The sequence below is a fragment of the Actinomyces sp. 565 genome (assembly GCF_010365615.1).
Classification (GTDB): Bacteria; Actinomycetota; Actinomycetes; order Actinomycetales; family Actinomycetaceae; genus Actinomyces.
The window spans coordinates 22826-36983 of the sequence record NZ_PIZD01000022.1 but is presented as its reverse complement, the minus strand read 5'-3'; the positions used below and the strand labels follow the sequence as shown (position 1 = coordinate 36983).

10 protein-coding genes are annotated in these 14158 nt (G+C 68.7%); 8 read left to right on the top strand and 2 right to left on the bottom strand.

Translation table 11 applies throughout. From position 1 onward, the window contains the following. Positions 1–145: 145 nt before the first annotated feature. On the bottom strand, positions 146–1438 hold the full coding sequence (locus GZ997_RS04170) for an ABC transporter substrate-binding protein (protein WP_162678967.1): 1293 nt from the start codon (positions 1436–1438) through the stop codon (positions 146–148). After that, the gene (gene fucP, locus GZ997_RS04165; RefSeq protein ID WP_162678966.1) at positions 1435–2832 is read right to left on the bottom strand and encodes an L-fucose:H+ symporter permease; all 1398 of its coding nucleotides are present in this window, start codon (positions 2830–2832) and stop codon (positions 1435–1437) included. The genes GZ997_RS04170 and fucP overlap by 4 nt, the downstream gene beginning before the upstream one ends. Before the next feature lie 187 nt (positions 2833–3019). On the opposite strand from fucP, the gene GZ997_RS04160 reads away from it, so the two are divergent. The 8 genes from GZ997_RS04160 to GZ997_RS04125 all read left to right on the top strand — a co-directional run bounded on the left by GZ997_RS04160 (position 3020) and on the right by GZ997_RS04125 (position 13092). Continuing rightward, positions 3020–3409 carry a DUF2516 family protein gene (locus GZ997_RS04160; RefSeq protein WP_162678965.1) on the top strand — a complete coding sequence of 130 codons (390 nt, stop codon included), beginning with the start codon at positions 3020–3022 and terminating at the stop codon, positions 3407–3409. Next, a complete protein-coding gene (gene dtd, locus GZ997_RS04155; protein ID WP_162678964.1) occupies positions 3409–3864 on the top strand; it encodes a D-aminoacyl-tRNA deacylase in 456 nt (151 codons plus the stop codon). The genes GZ997_RS04160 and dtd overlap by 1 nt, the downstream gene beginning before the upstream one ends. A gap of 68 nt (positions 3865–3932) precedes the next feature. Next, positions 3933–4577, top strand: coding sequence for a 4'-phosphopantetheinyl transferase superfamily protein (locus GZ997_RS04150; RefSeq protein WP_238994249.1), 645 nt, complete (start codon positions 3933–3935; stop codon positions 4575–4577). A gap of 198 nt (positions 4578–4775) precedes the next feature. Further along, a complete protein-coding gene (locus GZ997_RS04145; protein ID WP_162679063.1) occupies positions 4776–5357 on the top strand; it encodes an O-acetyl-ADP-ribose deacetylase in 582 nt (193 codons plus the stop codon). 572 nt (positions 5358–5929) lie between these two features. Next, positions 5930–8452 (top strand): ATP-dependent Clp protease ATP-binding subunit, encoded by a 2523-nt coding sequence (locus GZ997_RS04140; RefSeq protein WP_203233981.1) that lies wholly within the window; start codon positions 5930–5932, stop codon positions 8450–8452. 577 nt (positions 8453–9029) lie between these two features. Then, on the top strand, positions 9030–10208 hold the full coding sequence (locus GZ997_RS04135) for a beta-carotene 15,15'-monooxygenase (RefSeq protein WP_162678962.1): 1179 nt from the start codon (positions 9030–9032) through the stop codon (positions 10206–10208). Further along, positions 10202–11971: a GT4 family glycosyltransferase PelF gene (gene pelF / locus GZ997_RS04130; RefSeq protein WP_162678961.1), complete on the top strand. Its 1770-nt coding sequence runs from the start codon at positions 10202–10204 to the stop codon at positions 11969–11971. The genes GZ997_RS04135 and pelF overlap by 7 nt, the downstream gene beginning before the upstream one ends. Next, positions 11968–13092, top strand: coding sequence for a putative glycoside hydrolase (locus GZ997_RS04125; protein ID WP_162678960.1), 1125 nt, complete (start codon positions 11968–11970; stop codon positions 13090–13092). Before pelF ends, GZ997_RS04125 begins: the two co-directional genes overlap by 4 nt. The last annotated feature ends 1066 nt before the right edge of the window (positions 13093–14158 follow it).

Below are 14158 nucleotides of genomic sequence, written 5' to 3'. Positions count from 1 at the left end.
CCGTCAACCACCGCCGGTGGTTGACGGCCCCGCAATCTTGATGGGCCCGCGGCGATCCGGTATTGGGTCAGGAGTCGACTCACCGCGCGGGCCGCCCCGCTCAGATGTGGCGGCGCCAGACCGCCTGCGCGAGCCGGCCGACCGCTCAGACGTTAGGGCCGGCCGCGCCCTCGTTGATCCGCTCGGTGAGGATGCGGGCGAAGGCCGCGGCTGAGGCGTCGCGGGTAGACAGGTAGTTCTTCAAGGCCTTGAAGAATCCGTCCTGCATCGCCGGTGAGATCACCTCGCCGTAGGAGATCGCGTTGAGGACCGTCTGACTGCGCAGGTCCTCGGCGGCCTGCTGCTGGTAGGGGGTGAGCGTGGAGACGTCGGCGTCATTGCGCACCGGCACGCAGCCCTTCACCTCGCACACGGCCGTCTGGACCTGCGGGTCGAGCACGGTACTCAGGAAGGCGTCGGCGTCCTCGCCGTCCGCCGAAGTCGAGGAGCGGACGAATGCGTCCACCACGATTAGGAAGGTCCCCTCGGTTCCCGGGAAGACCACCGAGGAGACCGGAGACTCGCCGGTGGTCGCCCCGGCCAGTGCCTCGGACTCGGTCAGGGCGCCGTCGTTCATCTGGTAGAAGCCGCACTCGCCCTCCGCCAGCCGACCGGCCGCCTCGTCCCAGGTGCGGTCGGCGTCGTCGGGATCGGTGTGATCCATGAGCCGCCCGAAGATCTCCAGGGCGTCGCTCACCTGCTGGCCGGACCAGTCGAAGCGGTCGGCCTCGATCTGGGCCCAGCCCTCTTCACCCACGGTGGCCAGCAGTACGGACTCGAACAGCCCGGCCGTGGTGATGGAGTCGGCGCCGCCGATGCACAGCGGCGTAGTCCCCTGCTCCTGCAGGGTGTCCAGGTCGGCGAGCAGATCGTCGAGGGAGTAGCCCGATCCCGGCTCGTTGATGCCCGCTTGTTGCAGCACGTCGCGGTTGAACATGAGGATGTTCGCCCGGTGCACGGACAGCGGCGCCGCGTACTGACTGGAGCCCACCGTGACCGAGGCGAGGATTTCCTCGGGGAGCTGGGCAGTGACCTCGTCGGTGAACAGGGGGGACACGTCGCCGACGACGCCGGCGTCCCGCCACGCCGTGACGTTCCCGGCGGTCAGTGACTGCCACACGTCGGGGGCGTCGCCGCGGGCGATGCGGGAGGCCAGGGTCACGTGGGCCTGGGAGCCGGCGCCGCCGACGACGGCCAGTTGGTCCACGGACACGTCGGGGTTGCGCTCCTTGTAGGCGTCGACGAGCGTGTCCAGCGCGACGGACTCCGAGGCGGAGGTCCACCAGGACAGCACCTCGACGGAGCCGGACGGGGCGGAGGGACTCCCGCAGGCGGTCAGGGCGAGGGCGGTGCTGGCCGCCGCGATCAGGGCGGCGGCGCGTTTTCTCAGGGAAGTCATGACTGGACCTTCCTCTTGGATGCTGTTCCGGCCGGGGCCGCACCGGAGGTCGTTTCTGATGCTGCGGCCGCGGTGGCGGCTGTTTGGGCGGGAGCGCGCAAGTCGTAGATCGCGTAGGCGGTCACCATGGCGAAGCACACCGCCGGAACGATGAACGAGCGGGCCGCGCTGGTGGCGTCCATCATCCGCCCCTGCACCATCGGCATGATGGCCCCGCCAACGATCGCCATAACCAGGCCGGCGGCACCGAACTTGGTGGTGTCCCCGAGCCCGGACAGGGCCACGCCGTAGATCGTGGGGAACATCAGCGACAGGCAGAATGAGGCCGAGATGATGGCGATCACGCCGGTGATGTCGGGGCGCAGCGAGGCGTAGATGCACAGGCCAACGGCGATCGTGCCCAGGACGGCCATCACCTTGGTGGCCCGGATGCGGGCGATGACGGCGGTCATGAGGAAACGGGCGATCAGGAAGACGATCAAGCTGATCTGCAGCATCTGCGAGCCCAGCTGCAGGGAGCCGTTGATCGCCTGCTGGGTGTACTGGATGATGTAGGTCCAGCAGCACACCTGGGCGCCCACGTCGAAGAACTGGGCGATCACCCCGTAGCGGTAGCGCTTGGAACGCCACAGGGTGGCCAGCGGGCTGGCCGGTCGCGGGGCGTCGTCCTCGGCGACCTGGGCGGTGGGTGGCGCCTTCTGGACGAAGATGATTACCAGGATGACGGCCAGCAGGACCCCGAGGCCGATGTAGGGCCCCGTCACGGCGCGCAGCTGCTCGGCGCGGATGGCCCGCTCGGTCTCCGGGCTGACGTCGGCCAGGTTCACCGGGGTGTCGAGCTTGGGGAGGATGAGGGTGGAGGCGATCAGCACGCCGATGTTGGTGCCCAGCGGATTGAAGGCCTGGGCGAGGTTAAGGCGCCGGGTGGAGGTCTCCTCCGGGCCGAGGGAGATGACGTAGGGGCTGGCGGAGGTCTCCAGTAGCGAGCAGCCTGCGGCGATGGCGAACAGCGCGGCCAGGAAGGCGCCGTAGGTCATCACCTGGGAGGCGGGCCAGAAGCCGAAGGCCCCCAGGGACGCCAGCGCCAGGCCGCAGACCATGCCCGCCTTGTAGCCCCACCGGGAGTTGATCAGGGCTGCCGGTATCGCCAGCAGGAAGTAGGCACCGTAGTAGGCCATTTGCACCAGCGACGCCTGGAAGGAGGACATGTCGAAGATGCGCTTGAACCCGGAGACCATGGGGGTGGTCAGGTCTGCGGCGATGCCCCAGGCAGTGAAGCAGCCGATGACTGCGATCAGCAGCGTCGCGGCGCCCGGATACAGGATTCTGGTGGGCGTCTGAGGTGCGGGGGGCGCGGAGAGGTCGGACTTGTTCGTTTCGGCCAGGGCCGTCATGGGAGCTCCCGGATCGGCGGTGATGCGGTGTGCGTCGGGGCGAGGTGTTGAGATGGTTGGCGGGGCGGCGGACGCAGGGGACGACCGCCTCGAATGTGAGCTGAACCATATCACGTATGTGTGGCGGCGGGTCATGCCCGGAGGGATGGACCTCGCGGCGTGGCAGGGCGGCGGCTAGAGTGGAAACGTGGAGATTCTGGTTCTCATTGCCTACTACGTGTCGCTGGCCGTCAGTGTGATCTGGCGGATCGCGCAGATCACCGCCGTGGGCCTGGGCGTCTGGGCGCTCATCGACACCCTCACCCACGATCCGTCGCATTTCATCGCGGCTGACAAGCGCACCAAGGGCTTCTGGCTTGGCGTCAATGCCGTCGGCGTGGCCGTGGTTCTGCTGATGGGGGCCACCTCGATGCTGGGCCTGCTCGGTGTGGTCGCCAACGGTGTCTACCTGGCCGACGTCCGCCCCGCCCTGCAGTACTACTCCCCGGTGCGGGTACGCTCCTCTATCCGCTTCCCTAATGGCCGCGGCGGATATCAGGGCGGCCGGGGTCCGCGCGACTGGACTCCTGGCCGCTGATGCGCGCAGTCCTGCAACGCGTGCACCGGGCTGCGGTGCGGGCCGACGGAGACGTCGTCGGCGCCATTGACCGTCCCGGGCTGCTGGCCCTGGTCGGTGTCACTCATGATGATGGCCCCGCGCAGGTGGCCACCGTGGCCCGCAAGATCGCCGAGCTGCGGCTCTTCGACGGCCCCGGCGACGACGGCGGTGCTCCGGGCCGGGAGGTGTCGGTTACCGACCTGGGGGCGCCGGTACTGGTGATATCCCAGTTCACCCTGTACGCCGACGTGCGCAAGGGTAGGCGCCCGTCCTGGAACGGCGCGGCCCCGGGCGATGTGGCCGAACCCTTGGTGGGGGCGGTGGTTACCGAGCTGCGCGCTCGCGGCCTGGAGGTGGCTACCGGCAGCTTCGGCGCCCACATGGACATCGAGGCCGAGCTGGACGGCCCGGTCACGATCCTCGTCGAGGCGTGATGCTCGGACCAGTTGTCGGTGCACTGACGCCCGCGTCGACTCGGCCTGCGCACGCGGAGGCTCCCCTGTTGTTGGGGCTCGTTCCGGAGTCGGTGATCGTCGCCGAGGCGCGCCATGATGTAGACGCCCCGCTGCTGCCGCCCGAGGCCGCCCATATCTCTCGGGCCTCGGCACGGCGTCGCGCCGAGTTCACCACCGTGCGGTTCCTGGCCGGGCGGGCGCTGGCCGAACTGGGGCTGGCCCGACCGGTTATGGTGCCCGGGCCGGCGGGGGAGCCCACCTGGCCCGACGGCGTCGTTGGTTCCCTGACTCATTGCACGGGATTCCGGGCGGCGGCGGTGGCCCGCGCGAGTGGGGTGGCGGCGGTGGGCATCGACGCCGAGCCGAACCGGCCGCTCGCGCGCGGCGTGCTTGAGCGGGTCGCCGCACCGGTGGAGCGCGCGCAGCTGCGCGAGTTGGCTGGTGCGCTGCCGGACGTGGCCTGGGACCGGCTCCTGTTCAGCATCAAGGAGTCCGTCTACAAGGCGTGGTTCCCCCTGACGCACTGCCCCCTGCGCTTCGCCGACGCCGCCGTGACTGTGCGGCCGGACGGTACCTTTTCGGCTCGGCTCGCCGCGGGCGCCCACTTCGATGCAGATGGCGCTGACCTGACTGGCAGCTGGGCCACGAGTGGTGGCCTGCTGGCGAGCGCGGTCGTCTGCTACGCCGGTTAGCGCTCTACTACGCCACTTCGGGGTCTGCTGAAGGGGTCCGGGGTGTACAGCAGTAGGGTAAGCGGCGTTGTTAAGGTCCAGTCGGCGTAGTAGACGACACCTCCGGACGGGATGCATGACCCTCGTGCGTGTTGCACGACCCCCGGAGGGTCGTGCAATGTACACCGGGGTCGTGCAACGTAACCGATAGGGGCCATGATGCGGATAGAAGCGGTACGTGGGGACATCACCGCCCAGGAGGCCGACGCCGTCGTCAACGCGGCCAACTCCGGGCTGCTGGGAGGCGGCGGGGTCGACGGCGCCATCCACCGCGCTGCCGGGCCGCGTCTGCTCCAGGCCTGCCGCGAGCTGCGCGCCACCAGCCTGCCCGATGGGCTGCCGGTGGGTCAGGCCGTGGCCACTCCCGGCTTCGACCTGCCCGCCCGCTGGGTCATCCACACCGTCGGCCCCAACCGGCACGCCGGCCAGACCGACCCCGCGCTGCTGCGCGCCGCCTTCCGCTCCAGCCTGGAGCTGGCCCAGGAACTCGGCTGCCGCAGCGTGGCGGTACCGGCGATCTCCGCGGGCGTATACGGCTGGGATGCCGACGCCGTCGCCCGCGCCGCCGTGGCCGAGGCCCGCGCGCTCGCAGCCCGAGCCGATACCGCCAGTGGCGTGGAAGTGTGCGGAACCGACGTCGTCGACGCCGCCGCGGAGCAAGCGGGTGGACTGCAAGTGGTGCGCTTCGTGCTCTTCTCCGACCGGCTGCTGCGGGCATTCCAGGCCGCCCTGGGCGCCTGAGTCCCGGTGACCGGCGCTCGGCGTCGGAGCTATCGGGCGTTGACGCGCACGAGGCCGGTCGGGCTTGTCGGGCGTGTGGTGGGCGGGGCGTCAGCTACGCCGGTTGGGCGTTAACAACGCTACTTAACGGCCTGCTGTATACCTCGCAGCCCTTCAGCAGGCCGTTAACAGGCGTTGTTAACCCCGAAGTGGCGTTGCAGACGGTGAGGTGGCGTTGCAGGCGGTGAGGTGGCGTTGCAGATGACCTCACTTTCAGGCACGGGGATAGCGGTAGCCACGTCCCTCGCTCTTCCTGCTAGGTCCTTGTGCAGGAGCCCGGCGTCAGGGTGGGGGTAGGTCGCCATGCTTGGACTCCCGCTCGGCCACTGGTACGAGGGCCTGCATGCACCCGCCCTCCTTTATTCCTGAGTCGGGTCGGCTCAACCCTGCTCACGCCCACTGCGAACAGGGGCATGGTTGCCGGCCCCGCGCCGTTAGCCTTGTCAGCGCGTGCCCCGCGTTCCCCCAATCCGGGCAGTGCCCGAACCCGGGCAACGCGACCACCAACCGCACGTGCCGAGGAGCAATCAGCGATGTTCGAACGCTTTACCGACCGCGCCCGCCGCGTCGTCGTCCTGGCCCAGGACGAGGCCCGCGCGCTCAACCACAACTACATCGGTACCGAGCACCTCCTTCTGGGCCTGATCCACGAAGGCGAGGGGGTTGCCGCCAAGGCGCTGGAGTCGATGGACATCTCCCTGGACGCCGTGCGCGCCCAGGTCGTGGAGATCATCGGCGAGGGTCAGTCGGCCCCCTCCGGCCACATCCCCTTCACGCCGCGCGCCAAGAAGGTGCTTGAGCTGTCCCTGCGCGAGGCGCTGCAGCTGGGCCACAACTACATCGGTACCGAGCACATCCTGCTCGGCCTGCTGCGCGAGGGCGAGGGCGTGGCCGCGCAGGTGCTGACCAAGCTCGGCGCCGACCTGTCCACCGTCCGCCAGACTGTCATGCAGATGCTCTCCGGCTATGAGGGCAAGGAGACGGTTACCGCCGGCGGCTCCAACAAGGAGGGCGCGCCGTCGGGCTCGGCCATCCTGGACCAGTTCGGCCGCAATCTCACCGCCGCCGCGCGCGAGGGCAAGCTGGACCCGGTCATTGGCCGCCACAAGGAGAGGGAGCGCGTCATGCAGATCCTCTCCCGGCGCACCAAGAACAACCCGGTGCTGATCGGTGAGCCCGGCGTCGGCAAGACCGCTGTGGTGGAGGGCCTCAGTCAGGCGATCGTCCACGGCGACGTGCCCGAGACCCTGCGGGACAAGCAGCTGTACTCACTGGACATGGGCTCGCTCGTGGCAGGCTCGCGCTACCGCGGTGACTTCGAGGAGCGCCTGAAGAAGGTCCTGAAGGAGGTGCGCACCCGCGGCGACATCATCCTGTTCATCGACGAGATTCACACCCTCGTCGGGGCGGGGGCCGCTGAGGGTGCCGTCGACGCCGCCAGCATCCTCAAGCCGATGCTGGCCCGCGGGGAGCTGCAGACCATCGGTGCCACCACTTTGGAGGAGTACCGCAAGATCGAGAAGGACGCCGCCCTGGAGCGGCGCTTCCAGCCGGTTACTGTCGAGCAGCCCTCCATCGAGGAGACCATCGAGATCCTCGGGGGCCTGCGCGACCGCTACGAGGCCTTCCACCGCGTGGTCATCACCGACGACGCCATTGAGGCGGCCGCCAAGCTGGCCGACCGGTACATCAACGACCGCTTCCTGCCGGACAAGGCCATTGACCTGATCGACGAGGCGGGCGCGCGGCTGCGCATCCGCCGCATGACCGCTCCGCCCGAGCTGCGCGAGATCGACGAGAAGATCGCCGCCGTGAAGAAGGAGAAGGAGTCGGCTATAGACGACCAGGACTTCGAGCGCGCGGCCTCGTTGCGCGACGACGAGCGCCGTCTGGGCGAGGAGCGTGCCGCTAAGGAGAAGGCCTGGAAGTCCGGGGACCTTGACCAGGTGGCGGAGGTGGATGAGAACCTCGTGGCCGAGGTGCTCGCCATGTCCACTGGCATCCCGGTGGTCAAGCTCACCGAGACCGAGTCCGCCAAGCTGCTGGGCATGGAGGATGAGCTGCACAAGCGGATCGTCGGCCAGGACAAGGCCATTCAGGCCCTGTCCAAGACCATCCGGCGCACGCGCGCGGGCCTGAAGGACCCCAAGCGCCCCGGCGGCTCGTTCATCTTCGCCGGCCCCACCGGCGTGGGTAAGACCGAGCTGGCCAAGGCCCTGGCGGAGTTCCTCTTCGACGACGAGGACGCGCTGATTCAGCTCGACATGTCCGAGTTCGCCGAGAAGCACACCGTCTCCCGGCTATTCGGTGCGCCCCCCGGCTACGTCGGCTACGACGAGGGCGGCCAGCTCACCGAGAAGGTGCGGCGGCGTCCCTTCAGCGTGGTGCTGTTCGACGAGGTGGAGAAGGCCCACCCGGACATCTTCAACTCGCTGCTGCAGATCCTGGAGGACGGTCACCTCACCGACGCCCAGGGCCGAGTGGTGGACTTCAAGAACACCGTCATCATCATGACCACCAACCTCGGCTCCAAGGACATCGGCAAGGCCGTAGCCACGGGCTTCCAGTCCACCGAGGGCGGCACCATGGACTACGAGGAGATGAAGGCGCACGTCAACCGTGAGCTCAAGCAGCAGTTCCGGCCCGAGTTCCTCAACCGCGTGGATGACCTGATCGTCTTCCCGCAGCTGACCAAGGCGGAGGTCCGCCAGATCGTCGACCTGATGATCGGCCGCCTGGCTGCGCGCCTGGCCGAGCAGGAGATGGACATCGAGCTGACCGACGGCGCCAAGGAGCTGCTGGCCGAGCGCGGCTTCGACCCGGTGCTCGGTGCTCGTCCGCTGCGCCGCGCCATCCAGCGTGACATTGAGGACGCCCTGAGCGAGAAGATCCTCTTCGGGGAGATCGAGCGGGGCCAGAAGGTCCTGGTCGACGCCGAGGGCGAGGGCATCCTGGGTGAGTTCACCTTCCGCGGCGTGCCCCGGCAGGACGCGGAGGAGGCCGTACGCGAGGCGGAGGAGATCGCCTCGGCCGCGGCCGAGCCGGCGCAGCAGTGAGCGTGGCATGAGTGTGGCACTGACCCGCCAGTAGGCGTGCGAGCCGCCAGGGCGGTCGGCTAGGTGCCGGTTGCTCCGTGGTGCATGGAGCTCCGCAGTGTATGGAGGCGGGGCCGCTTCCCACCAGGGGAGTGGCCCCGCCTTCGCGTACGGGTATGCGCGGTTGCCGGGGGCAACCGCGGGCAGGATTGATCGGGGCCGAGAGGCGGCTGCGGGACGGGTTTGCGGGTCCCGGTAACGAAGAGGATCAAGTGGCGCTTGTCATAACCGGGCTGTGAGTTTGATGTGACCTTCGCGCTACTGCCCCGTTTTCACTGGTCCTCGGCGCGTTCTCGGTTAGTGTGTGCGGCGTTAGTAGTACGCAAGTGCTTGGCGCATCTGGGGTCATGTGCTTGCAAGTCGTTATCTACAGATACTTCTGGACCCTTCAAGGAAAACACCCATCATGACTGCGACCGTGCCTGTTTCCGCCCGGCAAGCGCCTCCGCTGCCGGGGTGGATCAGACCATTGACCGGCCCGGATGAGCCCTCTTTGGGGCGGAAAGCCACTTGGGCTGTCGAGACGCTCCTGCTAGCCATGTCGCCCGCGATACTCCTGGGCCTGTCCTACCCGCTGGCCATGAGCCGGATGGCGGGGCACGTCGTCGGCGGCCAGCCGATTGCCTCGCTGATCATCAGCGTTGCCGTGGGCGTGCCCTGGCTGAGCCAAGTGGTTTGCGGCCCCGTCTACCGGCTCATGGGGCCCGTCGTGGATGCGCGACCGGGCGAGTGCGCCGGGCAGTTCATCCGACTGTGGCCGGCTGTCCTGGCATTCTCGGTTCCGCCGGCGCTGGTGGTCACAGCACTGGTGGCGCTGACCACGCACTGGCCCGCACCGGCGCTCGCCGCGCATTTCCTGCTGCTGATGGAGAACATGGTCTTCGCCCAGTCGCTCATGGTGGCGGACCTGTTGCGGCGCAGGCGCCACTGGGCCCTGGGCTGGGTGGCCTACGCCGCTTCGGTGCTGCTACTGCCAACGGCCTGGTACCTGCCGCCGCTGCTGGCCACCGTCACGCAGGTCGTGCCGCTGGTGCCGTTAATGCCCGGCCTGCTGCGCCCGCAGCCCGTACCTGTCAAGGACTACGTGGCGGACATGGGGCGAGGCCTGGTTCTTGGCGGCGTGCTCTGGGCGGACAAGCTCCTCCTCTTCCTCACTGTCGGCACTCAGTGGCACATTGCCCTGGCCTACCTGTGCCTGCAGCCAGCCGTACTCGGCTACACCTTCTACTTCGCAATCGCCACACCCAGGGTTACCGGGGCGCTGTCGGACTTCCACCAGGGTCTTGAGTCGGTGAGCATCGAGTCGCTGCGCGATCGCAGCCGCTATCTCACCAGGCTCATGGACCGTGCGCTCGTGCGCGCCGTGCTGGTAGAGGCCCTGGGCGTGGCCGTGGTGCTGGCGGCGATTGCAGTACTGGCCCCCGCGTCATTGCTTGAGGCATTCGCCGTGTCGCTGGGGTCGGCGCTGCTGGCAGCGCTCACCCTGCTCGCTTACGAGATCGACCATGCCGGGGACCCCGCCCTGGCGCTGTGGCTGTCCGCCGCGCACCTGCTGGCGGCGCTGGCGAGCTTCACCCTGGTTGGCGGCCTGGCCGCCTCATTCGCGGCGACGGCGCTGGTTGACGTAGCGCTGATCGCCGTCTCGGTGGTCATCTACCGGGCGCGCTGGTCCTCGCCCGAGTACTCCTTCTTCTGGCGAAAGGCCCTGTCATGGTGAGCAGTGAACACGACCCGGCGATGGACGGGACCGAGCCCGCAGGCGCCGTCCTGCCCGACGGCGTTCCCGCTGACGGGCGTTACGCGGAGGTGGATGTAGCCATCGTCATGGAGTCCACCTATCCGTATCTCAAGGGCGGGGTCTCCGCAGTCGTCCACGACATCATCACCGGCAACCCGGACCTCACGTTCGGGATCATCCACATCACCTGGGACCATGACTCCCCGCGCACCGACCTGTACGGCATGCCGGGGAACGTGCGCTGGGTAAAGGTTGTGTACCTGTCAATGGCGGACCACCCGGAGTTCACCTCCAGCCGCCCCGCCGACCTGCGCATGAACCACCGCGAGCGGCTGGTGCTGTCTCACCGGCTCGTCGACGCCCTGCAGGCGCTGGCGGCGGGTGAGGGCAAGCCGGTCTGGGACCTGATCGCGGAGGGCATGGCCGCCTCGACGCGCCGCTATCCGCTGTGGGCGCTACTGGGGTCCGCCGAGTTCATGGAGACCTACCGCGACCGGATGCCTACACTCGGGATGTCGCTGAGCGAGCTGTTCTGGTGCCTGCGCGAGTTCTTCTCCCTGGCGTACGCGGTGCTGGGGCAGACCATGCCCCGGGCGCGCGTCTATCACGCCCACACCACCGGTTACGCCTCCCTGCTGGCCGCCAACGCTGCCCGGGAGAACCAGGGGTCCTTCCTGCTGACCGAGCACAACCTCTACGTACGCGACACGATCAATACGCTGCTGGGCAGGCGCATGGACAAGCCCGTCACCCGGCAGGACTACCGGACCTTCGACGTCGGCGGGCGGGACCGGATGTGGATGGCCTGGTGGATCGAGATGGGGAGGCTGTGCTACCCGGAGGCCTATGCCACCACCTACTTGTATCCCGACGCCGTCGCAGAGGCCAGGGAACTGGGGCTCGACTCGACCGCGGTCCACGTCATCCCCAACGGCATCGTCATCGACGAGTTCGATGGGGCCTACGCCGAGCGGCGTGACGCCACCCGGCTGCTGCGGCAGGAGGGAGTTGAGGCCCACCGGTGGCGGCTGGTGTACATAGCCAGGGTCGTACCGATCAAGGGGCTGCTGGACCTGATTGAGTCCATGCGGATTCTGCGCGAGCGCGGCCTGCGGTTCCACCTTGATGTATGCGGTCCTACCGAGCACGCTCCCGACTACTACGAGCGCTGCGTCGCCAGGATCGCGGAACTCGGCCTGGAAGACGTCATCACGGTGCGCGGCACGATCAACGTCCGTGAGCACCTGAGCGACTGGGACCTCTTCCTCCTTCCGTCCTACAACGAGGGCCTGCCGGTGGTGTCGCTGGAAACGATGGGCGCAGGTATTCCCACCGTGTCTACCGACGTGGGCGCGCTGCGGCCGGTTGTCCTTGACGCCATCACCGCCCAGGACGGGACGGTCCTGGACCCCAGCGGTTTCATCATCTCCCCCGGGGACCCGGTACTCATGGCGGACCGGATCCAGCAGGTCACGAGCGACGTCGACCTGTTTGAGCGGATGAGCCGCTCCGCTCGGGCAAGGGCGGAGACCGCCTTCAACCTGCTGCGGGTCAACGCCGCATACCATGAGCTGTACGTGGAGGGAGGAGTGGGCCGTCCCAGGGCGGACGCGGCTCATAACGCGGGGGCGCGGCGGCCACATGGCGTACCGCCGTCGTCGCGGGGACGTCACCGGGCGCCGCGGCGGCCTGTTAAGTGGAACTGGAGCCGGAAGCCCAAAGGGCGGTCGGCCGCGAAATGACCGGCACCGGCACGGGAGTCGGCGCCTGGCTGCGCTATGGCGGGCCGATTGCACCCGCAGAGGTGGACTTCGCCGTCGCCCACTACCGGTCCGCGGTCCTCCAGCCCTGGGAGCGGGAGGTTGCGGCCAGGCTCAAGGACGCCCGCCCCGACATGACGGTGCTGGCCTACCGCTGCCTGTCCTCGGCGCGGGACTTCGAACCGCCCGAACGCTGCGCCTCGGGGATCGGCTGGCGGGAGGCTGACGCGCGGGGCTGGATCGCGCACCGCTCCGGCGAGCCGGTGGAGTGGTCCTCCTATCCGGGACACTTCCAGGCCCGCGTGTGGGACCCCGACTACCGCGCCGCCTGGGCGGAGCACGTCGCCGGATCGCTGGAGGGAACCGCTTTCGACGGGGTGATGGCGGACAACGATGTCTTCGAGGACTATTACGGTCTGGACCTGCCCGCCATTGCCGCCGCCGACCCGCACGCCCCGGCCGATGTCGCGGGGCTGCGCCTGGCGCTGAGCGAACTGGTTGACGTGGCGGGGCGGGCCCTGTCCGCTACTGGCCGCCTGCTGGTTCCCAACATCGCCGAGGCACGGCGCGAACCCGGCCGGTGGAAGCGCCACGCCGCCTGGGGCGGGGGCTTCGACGAGTGCTGGTTGGGCTGGGGGGAGGACATCCTGTTCGATGCGGCGACGGTGGCTGCGCAGGCGGGCCAGCTCGACGGCCCGGGCCTGGGGCTGCTGCGCACGCCCTCAGGTGGGTCTGGTCCGGAGTATGACGGGTCCCGGCAGGGCCTGTACGGGTTGGCGATGTTCTGGATCATCGGGGCCGGGTCCCCGCGCCTGTCCTATGCGGCCACCGGGCACGATGACTACTCGCGTACGCCCTGGTTCCCCGCCATGGACGCCGATCTTGGCCGACCGTGCGGGCCTGTGCGCAAGTCCGGCCGAGTCTGGCGACGGCGCTTTGAAGGCGGGGTCGCGGCCGCCATACCCGACGGGGAGAGCGGGGGAACCGTTACTCTTCCGCATGGCGCGGTACAACCGGGACCGCTGGGGCGGCCCGACGGCGCACCCCTGCCCCGACGTCTCCGACTGCGCCCCCACGAGGGCGTGATCGCTCTGGTGCCCTGAGCCGTTCCTGCCTTTCCTGGTTGTTCGCGTTTGCGGCGTGGTGGGCTGGCGGCGTGGCAGGTTTGCGGCGTGGCGGGCTGGCGGCATTGCGGTAGGGGCGTTCGGGTCGGCGGCTGGTGTGCTCTCGGGGGTGCTCAGGTCGGCGGCTGGTGCATTGGACTTCGGAGCGGTTGGCTCTACTTGGACTGTCTGGCTCTACGGGGACTGTGTAGCTCTACTTGGACTGCCCAGAGGCGCTCTCGGACGGACCAGCCGGAGGAACACGGTCCCCGATCCGGTGCCCGCACGACTTTGAATACTCCGGGGCCCCGTCCGCGAATGCCACCACCTTCCCGAATACGTCCTCGTACGCCGAGTACGACCTTGCCGGCCCCAAAACGACCCCATGTAGTTGTCCGAATACGACCTTGGGTGGGTGAGTACGACCTCCGCGTGGCGAATACGTCCTCGTCAGCCCGAGAACGTCCCCCGCCCGGCGAAAACGTCCTCGTCAGCCCGAAACCCTCCACGATGTGGAGGGTTTGGGGAGTGTGAGGTCGTATTCGGCCTGCGTGGGGTGGTCGAGCACGACCTCATACGCCCGAGTACGACCTCGCGAGCCCGAAAACGACCCCATGTAGTGGCCCGAATGCGACCTTGGGTGGGCGGGAACGACCTCGACGGCCCGACCACGACCGCAACGCAGCGTTCCTCCAACCCGAACGCCATATCCGCGAACCATCGCGGCAGAAAGCGAATCCGTGGGTGCCGAGTAGTGAACTCACGAACACCCCTCTGCACGTCGGCCGAGAGCAGCGCGTTGACGGAGACCTCCGGCTCTTTTAGTTCGTGGTGTTGAGGCTGGTCGGGGGCAGGTCGCGTGCGGCCCTTGAACGTGGGGCCAAAGCGCCGCGGGGCCCGGCGTGAAAGAGCCAGGCGCGGTCCCGCCAGGCCTCGGTCAACCGTGTGCGGGCGAGCCAGGCGCGGTCCCGCTAGGCCTCGGCCAGCCGTGTGCGGGCCAGCCAGGTTCGGGCCAGCCTGGCCCCGGGCGAGTCAGGCGCCCCGAGACGCCCACGCGCCCCGCTAA